The organism is Helicobacter felistomachi (genome assembly GCF_030296895.1).
GTDB lineage: Bacteria > Campylobacterota > Campylobacteria > Campylobacterales > Helicobacteraceae > Helicobacter > Helicobacter felistomachi.
In genome coordinates this window covers 609,937-627,162 of the sequence record NZ_AP028022.1, presented here as the reverse complement: position 1 = coordinate 627,162, position 17,226 = coordinate 609,937, and the positions used below count along the sequence as shown (strand labels likewise).

At 46.0% G+C, this 17,226-nt stretch carries 18 protein-coding genes and 3 pseudogenes; 6 read left to right on the top strand and 15 right to left on the bottom strand.

Features of this window, described 5'->3' with window-relative positions; genetic code table 11:
* Positions 1-5 precede the first annotated feature (5 nt).
* A pseudogene (locus QUE23_RS03205) lies at positions 6-1,459 on the top strand (MBOAT family O-acyltransferase).
* 8 nt (positions 1,460-1,467) lie between these two features.
* On the top strand, positions 1,468-2,601 hold the full coding sequence (locus QUE23_RS03200) for a hypothetical protein (protein ID WP_286349203.1): 1,134 nt from the start codon (positions 1,468-1,470) through the stop codon (positions 2,599-2,601).
* Between the two features lie 111 nt (positions 2,602-2,712).
* Here QUE23_RS03200 and QUE23_RS09940 read toward each other — a convergent pair whose 3' ends face one another.
* The 15 genes and pseudogenes from QUE23_RS09940 to QUE23_RS03130 form a co-directional block, all read right to left on the bottom strand.
* Positions 2,713-2,955, bottom strand: a complete 243-nt coding sequence (locus tag QUE23_RS09940) for a zinc ribbon domain-containing protein (RefSeq protein WP_286349221.1) — start codon at positions 2,953-2,955, stop codon at positions 2,713-2,715.
* A gap of 602 nt (positions 2,956-3,557) precedes the next feature.
* Positions 3,558-3,719: a hypothetical protein gene (locus QUE23_RS10130; RefSeq protein ID WP_434801972.1), complete on the bottom strand. Its 162-nt coding sequence runs from the start codon at positions 3,717-3,719 to the stop codon at positions 3,558-3,560.
* A gap of 6 nt (positions 3,720-3,725) precedes the next feature.
* Positions 3,726-4,082: pseudogene (gene tnpA / locus QUE23_RS03190) on the bottom strand (IS200/IS605 family transposase); the annotation flags it as partial.
* 6 nt (positions 4,083-4,088) lie between these two features.
* The gene (locus tag QUE23_RS03185; protein ID WP_286349202.1) at positions 4,089-4,442 is read right to left on the bottom strand and encodes a hypothetical protein; all 354 of its coding nucleotides are present in this window, start codon (positions 4,440-4,442) and stop codon (positions 4,089-4,091) included.
* Positions 4,443-4,478: 36 nt separating this feature from the next.
* Entirely contained in the window at positions 4,479-4,871 is a 393-nt protein-coding gene (locus QUE23_RS03180; protein WP_286349201.1) for a hypothetical protein, read from the bottom strand.
* A 27-nt stretch (positions 4,872-4,898) separates the two neighbouring features.
* Positions 4,899-5,027 (bottom strand): hypothetical protein, encoded by a 129-nt coding sequence (locus QUE23_RS03175; protein WP_286349200.1) that lies wholly within the window; start codon positions 5,025-5,027, stop codon positions 4,899-4,901.
* A gap of 101 nt (positions 5,028-5,128) precedes the next feature.
* A complete protein-coding gene (locus QUE23_RS03170) occupies positions 5,129-5,620 on the bottom strand; it encodes a hypothetical protein (RefSeq protein ID WP_286349199.1) in 492 nt (163 codons plus the stop codon).
* Between the two features lie 5 nt (positions 5,621-5,625).
* Positions 5,626-7,917 carry a hypothetical protein gene (locus tag QUE23_RS03165; RefSeq protein ID WP_286349198.1) on the bottom strand — a complete coding sequence of 764 codons (2,292 nt, stop codon included), beginning with the start codon at positions 7,915-7,917 and terminating at the stop codon, positions 5,626-5,628.
* Positions 7,860-8,435 (bottom strand): hypothetical protein, encoded by a 576-nt coding sequence (locus QUE23_RS03160; protein WP_286349197.1) that lies wholly within the window; start codon positions 8,433-8,435, stop codon positions 7,860-7,862. Before QUE23_RS03160 ends, QUE23_RS03165 begins: the two co-directional genes overlap by 58 nt.
* Before the next feature lie 293 nt (positions 8,436-8,728).
* A complete protein-coding gene (locus QUE23_RS03155) occupies positions 8,729-9,292 on the bottom strand; it encodes a hypothetical protein (RefSeq protein ID WP_286349196.1) in 564 nt (187 codons plus the stop codon).
* A gap of 72 nt (positions 9,293-9,364) precedes the next feature.
* Entirely contained in the window at positions 9,365-9,856 is a 492-nt protein-coding gene (locus QUE23_RS03150; RefSeq protein WP_286349195.1) for a flavodoxin, read from the bottom strand.
* A 70-nt stretch (positions 9,857-9,926) separates the two neighbouring features.
* Positions 9,927-10,463: a DUF2393 family protein gene (locus QUE23_RS03145; RefSeq protein ID WP_286349194.1), complete on the bottom strand. Its 537-nt coding sequence runs from the start codon at positions 10,461-10,463 to the stop codon at positions 9,927-9,929.
* Positions 10,460-11,549 (bottom strand): annotated as a pseudogene (locus QUE23_RS03140) (prohibitin family protein). Before QUE23_RS03140 ends, QUE23_RS03145 begins: the two are co-directional and overlap by 4 nt.
* A 9-nt stretch (positions 11,550-11,558) precedes the next feature.
* Positions 11,559-12,464 carry a branched-chain amino acid transaminase gene (locus tag QUE23_RS03135; RefSeq protein WP_286349193.1) on the bottom strand — a complete coding sequence of 302 codons (906 nt, stop codon included), beginning with the start codon at positions 12,462-12,464 and terminating at the stop codon, positions 11,559-11,561.
* Positions 12,465-12,503: 39 nt separating this feature from the next.
* Positions 12,504-13,901, bottom strand: coding sequence for a DEAD/DEAH box helicase (locus QUE23_RS03130; protein WP_286349192.1), 1,398 nt, complete (start codon positions 13,899-13,901; stop codon positions 12,504-12,506).
* Positions 13,902-13,983: 82 nt separating this feature from the next.
* On the opposite strand from QUE23_RS03130, the gene QUE23_RS03125 reads away from it, so the two are divergent.
* From QUE23_RS03125 to mqnF, 4 genes are read left to right on the top strand one after another with little or no spacing between them, the layout of a single operon-like run.
* Positions 13,984-14,715 carry a cytochrome c biogenesis protein CcdA gene (locus tag QUE23_RS03125; protein WP_286349191.1) on the top strand — a complete coding sequence of 244 codons (732 nt, stop codon included), beginning with the start codon at positions 13,984-13,986 and terminating at the stop codon, positions 14,713-14,715.
* A gap of 10 nt (positions 14,716-14,725) precedes the next feature.
* Positions 14,726-14,974, top strand: a complete 249-nt coding sequence (locus tag QUE23_RS03120; RefSeq protein ID WP_286349190.1) for a hypothetical protein — start codon at positions 14,726-14,728, stop codon at positions 14,972-14,974.
* Positions 14,952-15,971, top strand: coding sequence for an amidohydrolase family protein (locus tag QUE23_RS03115; RefSeq protein WP_286349189.1), 1,020 nt, complete (start codon positions 14,952-14,954; stop codon positions 15,969-15,971). The genes QUE23_RS03120 and QUE23_RS03115 overlap by 23 nt, the downstream gene beginning before the upstream one ends.
* Positions 15,961-17,205, top strand: a complete 1,245-nt coding sequence (mqnF, locus tag QUE23_RS03110; protein ID WP_286349188.1) for an aminofutalosine deaminase family hydrolase — start codon at positions 15,961-15,963, stop codon at positions 17,203-17,205. The genes QUE23_RS03115 and mqnF overlap by 11 nt, the downstream gene beginning before the upstream one ends.
* The last annotated feature ends 21 nt before the right edge of the window (positions 17,206-17,226 follow it).

Here is a 17,226-nt window from a genome sequence, read left to right as displayed (position 1 = left end):
TTTTTATGCTTTTTAATTCTGTAGAGTTTATTTTTATGTTTTTGCCCTTGAGCTTTTTGGGCTATTTTGTTTTAAGCCGTTGGAGTGCTTTGGGGGCGAAGGCGTTTTTAGTGGGGGCGAGTTTGTTTTTTTACGCCTATTGGAATGTCAAATACCTCCCCCTCATTTTAATTTCCATTATTTTTAACTACGCCATTGTGCAAGCGATGTGGGTGCGCCCTAAGCAGGCTAAAGCGTGGCTTGTTTGTGGGATCATCGCCAATGTGGCTTTGCTGGGCTATTTCAAATACGCCGACTTCTTTCTTAGCAACTTCAACGCGCTCTTTAGCACCTCTGTAAATCTCTTGCATTTAGCGTTGCCTTTAGCCATTAGCTTTTTCACCTTGCAACAACTCACCTTTTTGCTCGACAGTTATGCCAAAATCGAAACAGAGAAAAAACCCCAAGCTGGCTTTTCTAATTTCTTAGACTATACCTTGTTCGTAACCTTCTTCCCTCAGCTCATCGCGGGTCCCATCGTCCACCACCAAGAGATGATGCCCCAATTTGCTAAAGATGGCAATAAGCGCATCTCTTTAGACAACATTGCTAGCGGGATTTTTATCTTTGCCATCGGGCTTTTTAAAAAGGTGGTGATCGCTGACAGCTTGGCGAAAATCGCCACAATGGGTTTTGACACCTCTAAGGTGCTCTCTGCTTTAGAGGGTGGATGACTTCTTTAGCCTACACTTTCCAACTCTACTTTGACTTTAGCGGGTATACAGACATGGCAATCGGGGCAGCTTTACTCTTTAATATCCGCCTGCCTCAAAACTTCAATAGCCCTTATAAAGCCACGAGCATGGTAGAATATTGGCAACGCTGGCACATGACCTTAAGCCGTTTCATTTTTGATTATTTATATGTGTCTGTGGCGCGCATGTTTAAACAAATCACTTTCCACACCTCGATGCTAGCTATTTTCATCGCTTTTTTGATCGCTGGGCTTTGGCATGGGGCAAGCTGGATGTTTGTTTTCTTTGGGTTTTTGCATGGGCTAGGCGTGGTTGTGAACCACTATTGGTCTAAGAAAATCCGCAAAAAATACAAACTTAAACCTCTCCCCATGTGGTTGGGGTGGTTTATCACTTTCAATTATGTGAATATTACAGAAGTGTTCTTTAGAGCGAAGAACTTGGATGATGCGCTTAAGGTGCTTAAGGCGATGTTTTTGATGAGTGGATTTAAAAATTATTTCTTTAGCAGAGAGCTAGATTATACCAGCAAATATTTCATTGGAACGGCAGCTATTTTAGCTCTTGTGATCACCTTTTGTTTTAAAAATAGTTGCCAGGTTTTAGAAAGTTTTAAGCCCTCTTTATGGCGTTTAGGTTGGACTTATGTCTCGATTTCCTTCATTGGGTATTATGTGTTGGTTTACGTCAACCGCGTGTCTGAATTCATTTACTTTAACTTTTAGGATAAATCGTGTCGGCTAAAACATATCTTTGGGCGGTGTTTGGGTTTATATTGCTCGGTTTGGGTTCTGTGATGCTCTTTAATTATATCGTGGACCCCTTCCAACAATTTAGAAAAGCAAGTTGGTATGAAGTAGATTTTACAGGATTTGATGAAAGGTGGCTTATTCCTGGCATGGCTAGGAATTTTGATTATGATAGTGTTGTTCTAGGTGCAAGCACAGAAGAAAATATTAAATTGGATATGCTTTCTAATCTTTTTCACCTTCAGAAACCTATCAAATTTGTCATGGCTGGCTCTGCAGGCTTTGAGAATTATGCTGCGCTAAATCTCGCCTTTCACTTTAAGCCAAATATTAAAACTGTAATTTATGCTCTGCGTTCTGATCTTTTTATGCACACGACAACCACCAGAGACACTTTCCCAAAATTTTTATACACAACGGATCATCGTTTTAAACAAGCCTTGCTCTACCTCACTAATCCCAAAACTTCACGAAAGTCTTACGAATATTTAAAAGCTTTCTACCATCATGCAAAGCACTTAACCGAAGATCCTTGCAGAAATTCCTACAACAATATGTTTACTTGGTATTGTAATTATTCAAAAAAACGCCCTGGTCCTGAAAAGATTTTTAAAGAATACATAAAGCAGACAAGACCTGATGCAGACTATCAAAATCAAGATTTTTCTAAAAAAAGGGCTTTGTGGAATGCACACACTGAGCTTGAGAATCTTGTTAAAAACCACCCTGAAACTCACTTTATCTTTTTTTATGTTCCATTCTCTGCGCTGTACTATAGAAGCATCAAGAACGCCCATGAGAGTTTTATAAATTCTTTTGAACAGAAGTATGTGCAATTCCCTAAGGCGCTCAGCCTTAAGCTTTTGACCTATAAAAATGTGGAAATACACGACTTGAGAAGTATGCCCTTTGTTGCAAACACTAATGCCTATTACGATCTATGGCACTACGACACCAATCACATCAAATTGGTTTTAGAGACAATTGCCAGCAAGACCCACCAACTTACACCACAGAATGTGCAAACCTACACAGATGCTTTTAAAAAACTCATTTTAGATTACTACATTCCCAAGGCACTTTCTAATCAGCTTTTAGAGAAAAAGAAATTGTTTTGAACTTGCTCATTGCATGATAGAATCGCAAAAATATCTGATATTTTTGCAATGCGCGCGTGTTACTTTTTTGACACACTCCCCCTAGCTAAAGCTAGGGGGAGTGTGGAATCATCAAGGTTTGCCCACTAGGCATGTTTTACAGCCTTGACTCCAAGAGCAAGCCCGCTCTCTATGAACATCAATGCTTGCATTGAAGTCTCTATCCAAAGAAAAGCCACAAGAGAGATAATTTTGGCAGGCATTATAGGCCCGCTCTCTATCTTTTAGGCTCAAATCCTCTTTAAGTGCTCCACAGCTAGAACAAGTTTTAGAGCTGGGAACAAAAGCAACGCTTTTGATGAGACCTATAACCACTTGGGTTTTTCTCTCTAGAGGATAGCCCTTGCATTATAACAGTCCTCGCAGTTTGGCATTAGACGCGCAACCCTTCGGCTTGCGCACCCCCAAAGTTTAACCATACCCTTCAAGTTCAAGTCTTCAATGAAAATAGTGGCGTATTGTCTGGCTAGACTATTGGCAAGCTTGTAGAAAAAGTCTGTTCTCAGGTTTTTTGATTTTTCTGTGCAATCTAGCAAGCCTTCATCTAGCTTTCAAGCGGTGATCTGAGCCTCTTTTCTTTTTAGAGATTTAGAACAAGATTTCATCAAAGTACCAATATTTAGAGAAAAATAAAGGTAAGGGATTTGTGCGCCATGAGAGCAGGTGAGAAATGTTTTTAACCCAGCAAGCCCCACGCTGTTAGTGCCTGCAGGTTTAGGGGAAAACGCTTGGCGTTTTTCTCCACACACCAGGCACAAGTTAAATCTAGGAGGTCTGCCTTGTTTTTAAAAAAATCTTTGATAAGCCTTGTCTATCCTCTCTACTAACTCCTGCAAGGTTTGAGAACCCAAAGTTTTAAAAAGCAAAGTGTGTTGTTTTCATTGAGTTTGGTGATGTGCTTTGCAGAGTGTAGAGATTTAAGTGTTTCTTGTAGAGCCTTCATATCTCTTATGCCAAGCCATACCATGGTTGTAGCAAATGCCATAAAAGCGTAGAAGCTTGCTGATGTGCTTGTGCTTGCTTGCATGGTAGAGTTTCTGCTTGTAGGCGATTAACATCGTCTTTCCACTTGTTTTCAAAGGCGCACCCCCCTATAGAAGAAATCAAACAAGAGTTTGTCCATGGTGTGGGTAGTCTTGTTCTCAAATGCACAAACTCTTGCCTTAAAAGCCGACTGCTTCTGCCTTTAGCTGTTCTAATAAACTTCATCACTCCAAAATGAGCGCAGCGGAGTTTCTATGGTCCTTATCTGTTTCCATTTCTAAAATCTCCACCTCTAATTCTTGTGCCACTTCTAAAACAATTTGTTTCAATCTTATCTCTACCTGATTTACAAGAACTTTTCTCTTGTATTTAGGACACCACACAGCATGGTATTTGCAAGTATAGACAAGATTGTTGTTGCTCTTGTATTTGATCGTGGTTTTCGTACAAAGTGCCATGCAAGATTATCTTAGCTGATTATGGTAGGCAAAGTAAGCCGCTAAGGGGTGTAACCGGCGTTCGTAGTCATCGTTTTTTTTGGGTTTGGCTTGTGTATTGTTTTCCACAATCATATTCCCCGCATATTCTTTCAGCGCAATGGTGATGGGAAAGTCGGCAACTTTCACAAAAGGCAAGTCTTCGCCCTTTCTAAAAGCTTGAGAGATGGGATAAGATGCCCTTTGGCTGTTTTTATACATGTGTTGGATTTTGCCTGCCTTCAATAGCTCTTCAGCGCGGTCGTAAAGGTCGTAAATCGACACAGGACCTTTGGCCTCTTTTAAAATCTCTAGCGTGATTTCTATGTATTCTTTTTTCATCTGTGATCCTTGATTCTTTTGTTGTTTTTCTGCCTCTTAAAACACCATCCACTGCATCACTTCAGAGTTGTTGTAATTGTCTTGCAAGGCGCTAGGATCGCAACCCATTTTTTCTAAATGGGCGAGGTAGGCATCTAGCCTATTTTGCAGCTTTTGAGCTTGTTTGTCTTGGCATTGGGGGATTTGCACCTCTAGGAGCTTAAGCAACATCGCTAAAGCCCCATAGTGGCGTTGTTCTTCCCAAAAGGGCGTGAGCAGTTCTAGCAACTCTTGAGCCTTGTTAAAATCTGTATCTTCTTGCTTCAAAAACTTGTTTGCCAACGCCACAGCACACAACACCGAGCCCGCCTTAGCCCCTGTTTCTAAACTCTTCTGGCATTTTTGTCCGTAAAACTTTCTGCCACCATCATCGGGATCCTCAGGGAACAATTCCTCAAAATACGGGCATGTTTCCTCTTACTCCCTATCCCCCTCTTCTTCACGCAACATTTGTAAGCTCCAGTAAAAACTATCGTAGCCGTGGATTCCCTTTGTCCCCAATAAATAATACCCATCCACAAAGCCCGCTTTTATGGCTGTTTTCATATCTTTATAGGCATGATTGGCCTCCCAGTGTCATGTGCTGACCCGCTCATCATCTTCCATACGGTTCAAGCTCCAAGCCCCAGGTCTAGCTGTCCCCGCTGTCATGCGTAAAACCCCCTCCACGCATACATGGATGCATCCTCTTGGCATTGTGTTTCCATACGATCCAAAATGTCTGCTAGCTCGTCTTGCGTCTCAATGGCCATCTCATCCCCAAAATAAGCGCCATTTTCAAAAAAATGGTCGTAGAACCATCTGCCCCGCATTTGCCCCTCCTTAAACATCCACTCCCAATTCTTCACATCACCGTAATCGCTCAAAGCCTCCTTGTAAATATTCTTCGCATCTGTCGAACCACCCAAAGGAAAAACGCACTCTAAGCCCTCTTGCACTTCTGCTAGCTTTAGGGGGCGTTGGTGGTCATAGCATTTACCCTCTAAGAGCGATGGATAGCGATATCCGAAATCTACTTCGGCTGCTCTAGCCAAATACAAGCCATAGTGTGCTACAAGTTCATCTAAATCCCTTGCCTTTACAAAGCACACCTGCGCCGCATAGTAATCCGGTGGGACGACCACGCCCTGTAAGCACATTGTCCCTAGAAGCCACGCCTTAGCATCGCCTGTCTCTTTAGAGCCTCCATGTAATCTTTAAAGGCTTGTTTGGTGTCTTTGCCATATTTCCATAGGGGTTTTGTGGTGCTTTTGGGCTTTTCTTTTGCCTTGACCTCTAGGTTTTTTAAGTCTGGGTGTTGCCAAAATGTGGGTGTAAAGTGGGCTTTGGCATCCAACTTGCCTCCAAAGGCAACAAACTTATCTATGAAGGCGGGCATAAGCCCCTCGACTTCTTTAAAATCACTGGCATACTTAGATAAGAAAGAGTGCAAAGAGTGTTTAGGGGCTTTGGCTAAAAGCTCTTGTTGCTCTTCTAGACTTTTGCCAAGAGAGCTTAGGGCAGAAGTGTAGCCCCGCTCTAACGCCTGTTTAAAATAGCCAATGGCGCGATGGTTTGCCTCTAAGATCGCATTTTGCTTTTTTTGTGCGCTCATTCTATAATGTTTGGGCTCTTCTAACTCCAAATGCGCTAATTCTAAGGTACAAACCCCACTGCCTAAAGCGATGCCCTTTAAATAGGCAACTTCGGCGTTGCCATACGCATCGTCATAGTCATCTTTTGTGGACTTGCCATAGACTTCTTTAATGGTTTTGAGCCGACTTAACTCCAAGTGGGCGTTATGTCCTTGCATGGTGGCGCAAAAGCCCTCATCAACTAAAGGCGTTTTCAAATCATTCTCGCCCTTATAAAAGAAAGGGTAAATGGATCCCATTCTGTAGTCGGGATCAGCACCCCATGTCGGACTAATGTGTGCGTCTTCGTAAAAATTGCTTAGGTAAGCACGCTCCCCCTCAACCTCTTTACTCAGTAGCGTTGCCTCAACATCTCTAACCAAGTCGATCAAATGAACCCTATTGTTATCCCAGTTGATTTCACCAAAATAGTGGAGCCTTTCTAGCCCCACCTCTGCCATGCCATCGCCCAAATTAAAAACCTTTTTAAGATAATCTGCGGCTGTTTTGGCATCCTTCTTTTTAATCTTTTCAATACCTCCATCCATGTAAGAGAGCCCCAACTGGGTGAGTGCCCGAATGGAGCCTAAACGCACCGCCTTTTTTAAAATGCCCCCGCGCCTCTGAGAGATTTTTGACTTTAATGCCTCCACCACCTTTAAAACACTTTTTCTAAGCTCCTTTGTGTTTTGATGGGCTTGTTGAAAAGCGTTGATGTAGGATGTCATGCTCTCTTCTTTGTCCTGATTGATAGCCGCTTGCAACTCTTGCGCCCGCTCTTGCAAGGTTTCTAATTCCCTCTCAAAATTACCCAAATGCTCGCAAATGTTGTTGCGTTTGAGCTCTGCGTTTAGCCTTTCTGTGATAAAGGCTTGGACTTGCGCCAAGTCCATCGCCGTAGATTGTGGGCTGTTGGCCCCACTTGCCTCTAGCATGTTCTCTATGATGGGTAGAGATTTTTCTAGATCGCTCACATGACTCACGCAGTTTAAAGCCTCTTTGCCCATTTTGACAATATTTTCATCCCCGTTGTTTGCCACAAAAGCCTGTAAACTCGCCTTTAAAGGCTCTAAGCCCTGCTCTAAGGGGTCGTAAAGGGCATTGATGTCTTTGTTGGTCACAATCCCCTCTTTGACAAGTTCTTGATGGACTTCGTCTATTTCTTTAAGAGCTGTGGGGATTTGGGCGATGGTTTCTTGTAACTGGGATTTAAGCATATTTAGGGCAGATTGTGGCGCAAGGGCTAGCCCCAAGGTTTTAAAATTCTGCTCTAAAGCCTTTAACACTTCCTTTTCTAAGGCTGTTTTAAAGCCTGATTCATCGTAATCACTTGTATATTTTACCTTCTCAACCCCCAAAACTTGGCGTGCCACCGCCACACCTAAGCTTGCATCGCACGCCTCAAACAGGGCTTTTAGGTCTGCTTCTAGGCTCTTTGTCAATTTCTCAAAGGGTTCTTTAATTTTGTTTCGCTCAGCATAACTCTTATCTTCAGCCTGCTTTAAAAGGGCGAGGTACTTGGGCAATTCCTCTTGACACTGAGCGATTTTGAGCTCCACTGACTTTTTAATCTCTAGGACTTGAGAGTCTTCGCTCGCCACAGCCCCCACCGCCTCTTTAAGGTCTAAAAGTTCTTGCAAGTCCCCCTCATAACAACCGATATCTATATAAACTCCATCTCTATAGGAACTCCACACCAGTTCGCGTAACGTCCCTATCCCCACTAGGCGGTCCGCCCATGCCAAAAGTTGTTCAATGCCATTTCTTAATAAATCATAAGACTTATCAAAATCCTTATAAGCTCCCCTAGTCGCCGTTTCCATATCGCAAGGGTAAATCTTTTTTTTACCCCCTTGGCTTTGCACTCCTCTTTGTAAAGTTTGTAAAACTTCTGCCACGCCTTGAGACACCGCTCCCACTCCAACTCCACAAAGACAAACCAGCCTTGTAATTGTTCAGTCTGTGAAAGCTTAGGGGTGTCTTTTAAAAAGGGGGTTAAGTGTTTTGTAAAGGCAATAAACGCCTCTTGAAATTTGCTCTGTTGTTCTTTGTAGTCGTCCAAAGAAGGGGTGTAGCAATAGTCATCGTTGCACCGCCCTTCTTCATTGTTGTGATAAATGCGTAGTTCTTTTTTGAGCACCTCTTTGGCTGCTTGTAAGCCCACATCTTCAGGGGCTAGGCGCACACAAAAGGGGAAAATTTCGTCTTTACAAGCCTCTAAAAGCCTGTCAAGTACCCAGTTTTTATCCCCAAACGCCTTGTTTTGTAAATCCCGTTTATCCGTTAATGGATGGTATTTCGCTTGCCTGTGTAGATTTGCTTGCCTGCAACTGCTTAGCAATTTGCAACACATCTTTACAAAAATAAAGTAGGCGTTGTGGCGAGTTAAGGTAAGTGGTTGAGCTTATTTTAAGAGAAAGGGTTGGTTTAGCCAAACACTCAAGTCTAATCCTACCCGATTTTGCGAACCAAAATTTACATTTAATGTGGGGATTTTTAGCGTGCCCTTTGCACCCGCGCTGGGACTAGGCTTAGCCAAACTCTCTATCAGAAAGCACATCACCCACAGCCTCTTTTAGCCTTGGGAGCTGTGGTGGTGGCTAGGCTTTACCAAACCCATGGGGCTTTCTTAACCTACATGCTTTGGGGGACTTTCACCTCGCCATAACTCATCGCGTCCTTAAAGACTTGGTGGACCGCTTGCTGCAAGGCTTTGATGGTGTTGAGGTGGATGGGTTTGATGGCGAGCAAATTCTTTTCAAGCAAGCCCCGATCGTAGCCATCCACGCGCACCAAAATAAAAACTTCTTGGTTATTGGGGTTGATGTATTCGCCCAGCTGAACTCCCTGATCTAGGCTGGCAGCGATGGCTTGGACAATCTGTTTAAAAATATTGTCATCAAAGGGGCGTTGATTGGCGTTTTGGGTTTGTTTGAACACATCTTTAATTTGTTTGCCGATGTGCTGGGCGACTCGAAAGCGCGCCCGCTCCCTAGCGATTTTCTCCGAGCGGGCGATCTGCCCGTCTATGATGTGCGAACTATCGATGCCCTGCGTGATGAAGGCACTACGGTCTTCAAGCATCCAAGCGGGCACATTGGCTAGAAAAACATCTTTCTTGTGTGTGCTGGTGCAAGCCGAGAAACCTAAAATCCCCAAACAGAGCAACGTGGGGGGCAAAAAGCGTGTTCGAAACACTTTAGCTCCTTTCAACAAGTTTAGAAACTACAGTATACGCTTTTAGAGTGAATAAACCCCCATTTGGAAAAATTATGAGAGTTGACCTTTCACTTCACCGATCCAAGCGTCGATGCGGCTGTCGGTGAGGTCGTCTTGATTATCTTCATCCAGCACGAGTCCCACGAATTTACCGCCTTCTACAGACCTAGAAGCCTCAAAATTGTAGCCATCTGTGGAAGTGAAGCCCACGACTTTACCCGCTTTGGCTTTTTCGTAAATGTGGAAAATGCCCTCAGCAAAGGTTTCAGAATAGGTGTCTTGATCGCCTAAGCCCACTAAAGCGATGGTTTTGCTCGCGAAATCTGCATCGCTAAGAGTGCTTAAGAACTCCTCCCAATCGCTTTGTAAATCTCCAGCCCCGGCAGTGGGTGCCACCAAGACCACAGAGCTAAAGCCATCAAAATCGGCTTTAGAGGCTTTCGCCACATCAAAAACCTTGGCTCCGCCTAGTTTTTCAGCGATCTTATTGCTGATTGTTTCGGAGTTGCCGCTGTCTGTCCCATAAAAAATACCAATTGCCATGCTAATCCTTTCGTTTTTTAAAGATAAACCCGCTCATTATAACGAATTTTGGTAAAAATGCAACAGGCGATCAATAGCAACTTGCGGAGAGTTTAAAGGGGGCTTGTTTGTAAGGGTAACCCTCAATGTCCATCACCAAATCTTTGGCTTTTTGCGGGGGGAGTTGCACCTTAAAAGTTTGGGTGTAGGTGTGTACAAACACCCATTGGTATAAATGGCCTTGGAGTCTGTTGTGCGGTTGGTGCAGAACATCTAGGCGCAAAAGACATTGGTTGATGGTCAAACGGCCGACATTTTTGACATTGACTTTCGCCATGAAGGCGTTAGTGTAGGTGAAAGAAAAGGCTTCGTAGATGTTGGTTTGGATCTTAAACAGCTGCTCTTCAAGGATGTAGCGCACCGCAATGGGGGCACCTAGCATGCACGAAGTGGCTAGAATGTAGAAAACGTAGGATATAAAGCCCCGAAACAAGAGCCCCGAGATATAAAAGCATAAAAAAAACGCACAATGCGCCCCAAAGATCACCAATGCAAAGGGGCTGGCGTTGGCCCAAAAGATTTTTAAATGGGCGAGGATGGAGTGCAAAAGGGTGGTTGTGTCGATCATTTATTGTGCGTGGTGGCGGTTGCCTTTTGGCGACTCTTTGTGTCTAACCAAATGTTGGGTACAGCTCCACCAGGAACTAGGAAAATTTGGGCGTTTTTATTGGTTTTTAGCGCCTCGTTAAATTGCCCTTGTGTTTCAATTTGGCGCAAGTTTAACAGCTTCTCTGTCAAGCTTTGGGCGATGCTGGTATTAGCGGCAGATTTGGCCTTCGCCTCGATCACGATCGCATCCGCCACGCCTTGCGCTTTAATGCGGTTCGCGTCCGCTTCGCCCTTAGCCAAAGCGGCGGCTTTTTGGGCTTCTTGTTTGGCTTTCTCCACTTCGTATTTCACCCGCTCGGACTCTTGGCGGGCGATCTGCACCTTTTCAATTTGTTCTTTAATTTTAGTGGGTAAAACAATTTCTCTTAGCTGGATGGAGGTGAGCTGCACGGGGGCATTGGGGAGTTTAGACACCTCTTTATTAATGTCGGTATTGATGAGGGCGGCGATTTCGTTGCGTTTGATGGGCAAGTCTTCAGCCGGATAACGCCCCACCACAGAGCGCACGACATCACGCACCACGGGGTTGATGATCTTTTGCTCCCAACTGAGGCCATAAGTGGCGATCGTTTGGGGCGTGGTTTGGGCGTTTAGGCGGTATTGCACGGTGAGCTCAATGGAAACGGTGAGCCCTCTGGAGTCCATCACATTGATCGCATCGTTTCTAAAAATCCCCTGATTTTTGCCTACAATGCCCATGTCCTCTGTGCGGGAAAAGTTGATCGTCCGCACGCGGGTGTCTATGACTAAAATGTCTTGCACTAGGGGGATAAAGAAGTGTATCCCGGGTTGCAAGGGGATGGGGTCGTAACGCCCTGCCGTCACCTTAATGCCGATTTCGCCGGACTGGATCACCATAAAGGGTTTAGCCAAAAAGAGCAAAGCCACGACAATCAAAAAGACAACGAGAGAAGTGAGTTTTTTAGACTGCCAAAGATTGGGCCCCAAGGGGGGTCTAAAAGGCGTGTTGTTCTTGGGGGGTTTTAGGGGACTCGGGCTGGTTGCCCTGCTTTTTTTTTAGATGCTCGTTGAGATCAATGGGCATACACTTCCTTTAGACTCGAACGACATAATGCGCGAATTTCTCCAAACCACCGGTGGTTTCGCCCTTGACAAGCTTCATGTAGGTGTCAAACAAGGCTTTGGTGATGGGCCTTTTGTCTGTGCCAATGGGTCTAAAGTCCAAAGATTTGATGGGTAAGATCTCCATGCCTGTGCCGACAAAGAAAGCTTCTTGGGCGCTGTAAATTTCTTCACGCACAATGTGGCGGTGCACCATAGGGATGTTTAAATGCGCGGCCAGCTCAATGATGGTTTGGCGGGTGATCGAATCTAGCGAATAATCTAGGGGGGGGACAATGAGTTTATCCTTAGCCACCATGAAAAAGCTCTCGGCCGAGCCCTCAGCCACAAAGCCATTGACATCTAAGAGCAAGCCCTCATCGCAACCACAATCTAGGGCTTCTTGTTTAGAGAGTTGGGAGTTTAGGTAGTTGGAGCTGGCTTTGGCTTTATTCATGGTTGATTGCACGCTGGGCTTGCGGTAAGAGCTGGTTTTAACCTTAATGCCCTCATGCGGGTTCTCCTTCCAAGTTACGGTGGCGATGGCGATGTGGATAGGCGGATTGCTCGCACAAATGCCAAGTGTGCCTAGCCCCATAAACACAAAGGGGCGGATGTAGGTGTTGGCATCGCACTTGTTCGCGCGCAAGGTTTCTAGTGTGGCGTGGCTCAGCTCTTCTATGGAGTAGGGGGTTTTTAGCCCCACCGCCTTACAAGAATCCAAAAGCCGTTGCATGTGATCGTGCAAGCGGAACACAAACAAGCCATCCTTGCCCTTGTAAGCACGGATGCCCTCAAACACGAGGTTAGCGTAATGCAAACTATAACTGAGGACATGGACTTTGGCCTTGTCAAATTCAACCAAAGCGCCGTCTTGCCAAATGTATGGGTGATTCATGATGCCTTACCTCTTTCTATTTTCCTATTTTCCTATTTCTTAACGCTTGCGCCTAGAATCTTTAAAGCGCCCATTTTTGCGGGGTCTTGAACTTTTTTGGGGGTTTTTAGACTCGCTTGGCTTTGTCTCTGTAAAAATGTGGCCTAAATCTACCTTGTGGCTCTTAAATTGCAAACTTAAAAGCTTTAGCACCAACTGAGAGGGTTCAAACTGCTCAGTCAGTTGCTCGTATAAGCTCACCACCTCTGCGTCCACTTCCACTTTTGAGAGGGCTTTGACCAAGCGGTCTTCATCCATATGAGGGATTTCATAAAGCTCTAAGGACGAGCCGATGTCCTTTTGCATGCGCTGCAATTCTTTATACTCTAGAGGGGTTATAAGCGTGATCGCCACGCCCTTTTTGCCTGCCCGCCCCGTGCGCCCGATGCGGTGGATATAGCTTTCTGTGTTTATGGGCAAGTGGTAGTTAAAGACATGGCTCACATCGCTGATGTCGAGCCCCCGACTCGCCACATCCGTGGCGATCAAGACATCCGCTTGTTTGGACTTAAAGGCTTTAATAGAAGCTTGCCTCGCCCTTTGCTCCATGTCGCCGTGTAGGGGCGTGGTCTTATAGCCCTTCGCACTCAAAAATTGGTGCAATTCATCCACTTCTCTTTTCATCCGCATAAAAATGATGCTTTTGCTGGGGGTTTCTTTATCCAACAAGCGCATGATCGCTTCGTTGCGCTCATGTTCATTGATCACATAAAAGCGTTGCGCAATGTCGGCGTTTGTTACATGCGTGGGGGCAATGTGGATAGACACGGGGTCTTGCAAAATTTTATTCGCCAACTCTTTAATGGGCGGGGGCATGGTGGCAGAAAATAAGAGAATCTGCGCATTTTCGGGCAGATAATCAAAAATCTCTTCAATGTCGTCCAAAAAGCCCATGTCGAGCATTTCATCGCTTTCATCCAAAACCACGACTTTAGGCGCAAAGCGTTTTAAGCGTTTGTTTTTGAGGTGGTCTAAGAGCCTACCCGGGGTGGCGATCATCACCTGCGGGTTGCGCTCCAAAAGTTCGCATTGTTTGCGGATGCTCTGCCCGCCATAGACACAAATCGTGCGGGTGCGTGAGCTTTTGCCGAGTTTAAAAATCTCATCGCTCACTTGCATCGCCAGCTCTCTAGTGGGCGTGATCACCAAAGCTTCTACGCTTTTATTGTTCTGCAAGTTTTGGATAATGGGTAGGGCGAAGGCGGCGGTTTTGCCCGTGCCGGTTTGGGCTTGGGCGATCACATCCTTGCCTGCAAGCACTAAAGGGATCGCCTTTTCTTGTATGGGGCTAGGCTGGGTGAAGCCCACTTCGGCGATGGATTTTAAAATCTTGGAGTTTAAGCCCAAATCTTTAAAAGACTTCGTGGGCTGGGTGGTTTCTTCAACGGGGGTTTGCATCGGTGGCTTAATGTCCTTAAATCTAAATGCTAGGTGTACTATAATTGTGCGGTATTATAGCAAAAAACTTAGGATTAGGTAGATGCTCGAGGACAACCTTTTGACGCTCTTTGACAAAACACCCTTGATTGCTTCGTTTTTGGCGGGCATTTTGGCGTTTTTGAGCCCCTGCGTTTTGCCTTTAATCCCCGCCTACTTGTCCTACATCTCGCAAACTTCTTTAGAGGAACTAAAGGCAGGCAATACCCCGCGTTTGGCGGTTTTGGCTAAGGCGGGCTTGTTTGTGCTGGGCTTTGGTTTGGTCTTTTGGCTCATCGGGGTGTCTATGGCAAGGATCATGCATGCTTATTTAAACGCCCCCTGGGTTAGGGTGGTGGCGGGCTTAGTGGTGGTGGTCTTTGGCCTGCACTTTTTGGGGGTCTTGCCCATCAAGTGGCTCTACAAAAGCAAAACCCTAGAGATGCGTCTAGAGTTTCAAAACCCTTTTTTAAACAGCCTCATCCCCTTCATCTTGGGGGTGAGTTTTGCTTTAGGGTGGACTCCTTGCATCGGCCCGATTTTCACCAGCATTGTGCTTCTTGGTGGGGCAGAGCACGCCTATGGCATGGCACTTTTGGGCGTGTTTGTGCTAGGTTTTGGACTGCCCTTTTTGGCGGTGGCGTTGTTGCTTAATCAAGTGTGGGGGGTGCTTAAAAAAATGCGGGCGCATAGCCGGGCGGTGGAGATTTTCTCGGGTCTGCTCTTGGTGGGCATGGGGGTGCTCATTTTAAGCGGGCAAATGGATCGCTTGGGAACATTCTTACTGCAACTTTGAAGGAGGTCTTTTGTTACTAGAAAATGTTAAATTAATGGGCGGTGTGGGCGCAAATGTCCGCATTGTGGGCGAGCACATCACAGAAATTAGCCCATCTTTATCCGCCACAGAGAGCGAAAAGGTTTTAGATGGCAAGGGGCTCACACTGCTGCCTAGCCTTGTGGATTTGGGCGTGTTTTTACACAATTTGCAAGCCGCCACCTACACCACGCTCAAAACCCAAGCCTTTAAAGGGGGTGGGTGCGCTCATGGGGATTGATTTAGAGCCCCTTTACTCTTTGCATGAGCCTGAAATGCAACCTTTGGACTTTAAAGAGGCAGAGGATCATTTAGAAAGCACCACCGCCAAAGAGGCGCAAAGAGCCAAAGACCCCATTTGTTTGCACCCCTTAAACGCCAAACAACGCCTGCAAAATTTATCTAAGATTGTAAGCAATTTAACTAGCCCCGCCTGCCTTTACATTTACAACCTAGAGGGGCAAAAGCTCTTGCCTGCCTTAGATTATGCCAAAATGCTAAATCTGCCCCTAGTGTGTGGGGTGCGTGGCTATGAGGGGCGGCCCACGCTAGGCATCATGGGCGCAACCGCCCTAGCTTACAAACTCGGACTGCCTAGTGTAAGCCCCCTGATTCAAATCAAAGAAGTCGGCAAATACGCCAGCATGGCCTTGCACACCCAAATAGACACCATGTTAGACAGCGTGGTGGAGATCGATGCTTTAAACATCGCCACGAGCCTGAAATCTCTAGGCGCGCCCCTATTCGTGCAAACCCCCTTGCACCACCTAATCCTAACCGAGCATGTGTATCAAACCTACGACCCCCGCTTTAAAATCCTACCCCCCCTGCAAAGCAAAGAGAAGCAAAAAGCCCTACAAACAGCCCTAAAAGAGGGGCAAATCGACATCCTCACCAGCCTGCACTACACCCGTCCGCCTAAAGCGCAAGAAATCTTTGAAGAAGCCCCCTTTGGTGTGCACTGCATTGAGGACAGCTTTAGTTTAGCCTACACCCATTTGGTGCAAACAGGCTTGGTGAGCCTAGAGAGGCTCATAGAGTTAATGGCAAGCACCCCGGCTAAATTTTTACGCCTAAATTGTGGTGTGGTGCAAGAGGGCAAAGAGGCGCGCTTGATGCTTGTAGACCTTGAGGCGGACAAAGTGGTAGATAACCCCAACAGCCCCTACTACCAAGCACCTTTAAAGGGGCGTGTACGCTTGGTGTTGCAAGGGGAGGACATGGTCTATGGGGCTTAGAATTTTGGGGGCAAAATGCACCCTTTTGTGTAACCCGGACTTTGACATTTTAGCCAATGGGGGGGTGTTGTTTGAGGGAGAGCATATTTTAGAAGTGGGCGATTATGCGAAACTTTGCGCCAAACACCCAAGTGCCAAAGCGCAGTTTCATCAAAGCGCCCTTTTAATGCCCGCTTTAGCCAATCCGCACATCCACTTTGAATTTGCGGCACAAAAGAACAACTTTAGTTATGGGAGCTTTGAGGGGTGGCTTAGCTCTGTCATGTCTAAACGCATCCAAGTTTTAAAGAAAGCCGCCACACCCATGCAAAGGGCGGTAAGCGAGCAGCTCATGCAGGGCGTGGGGAGTGTGGGGGCGATCAGCAGTTATGGTTTGGATCGCTCTGTTTTGAAGGATAGCCCTTTAAGGGTGGTGTTCTTTGACGAGCTCATCGGGGCAAACGCCGACATCGCCCCCGCTTTTGAGGCGTTTAGTAAACGCCACGCCTTAAGTCTTGAGTGCCAAAGTCCTAAATTCACCCCCGCCATTGCCATCCACGCCCCCTATTCTGTGCATAAAGATTTGGCTAAGAAGGTGCTAGACACCTACCAAAGCCCTGTCATCTCAGCGCATTTTTTAGAATCGCGGGCTGAGCTGGACTTTTTAGAGGGACGGGGTGGGTATTTCAAGGACTTTTACGCCAAACACGGGCTAAGTGCCCCGCACTATGAAAGCCCTTTGGAGTTTTTAGACTTGTTTAAGGGGCAAAATTTGCTTTTAGTGCACGCCCTGTTTGCCACAAGAGCGCATTTACAGCACGCTAAAGAGATCGCCTATCCCACGCTCATTTCTTGCCCCCGCTCGAATCGCTTGTTGAGCGGCACGCTTTTAGACTTCAAACAGATAAAAAAGGCGGGCATAAAGGCCGCCCTAGCCACAGATGGCGCAAGCTCCAATGCCAACACTTTATTTTTAGAGGAATTGCGCACCGCTCTTTTTGCCTTAAATGTTCCGCTTTTAGAGGCCTTGCCCCAAATTTTGCTCGGGGCGACTTTGCACGCCAGCCACGCTTTGGGGCTTCATGGGGGGAGTTTGCAGACGGGTTTTTTGGCAGATTTTGCCCTATTTGGCTTTCACGCTCAGCCCAATTTACAAGGAGTATTGCACTGGCTCTTGCAGACAAGGCGGGTGCAGAGTTTATACATTGGCGGGGAGTGGGTGTGTGGCTCTAAAAGGGGTTTTAAGGCAATGTAGGCTAGACTCTAGGGCTATTTG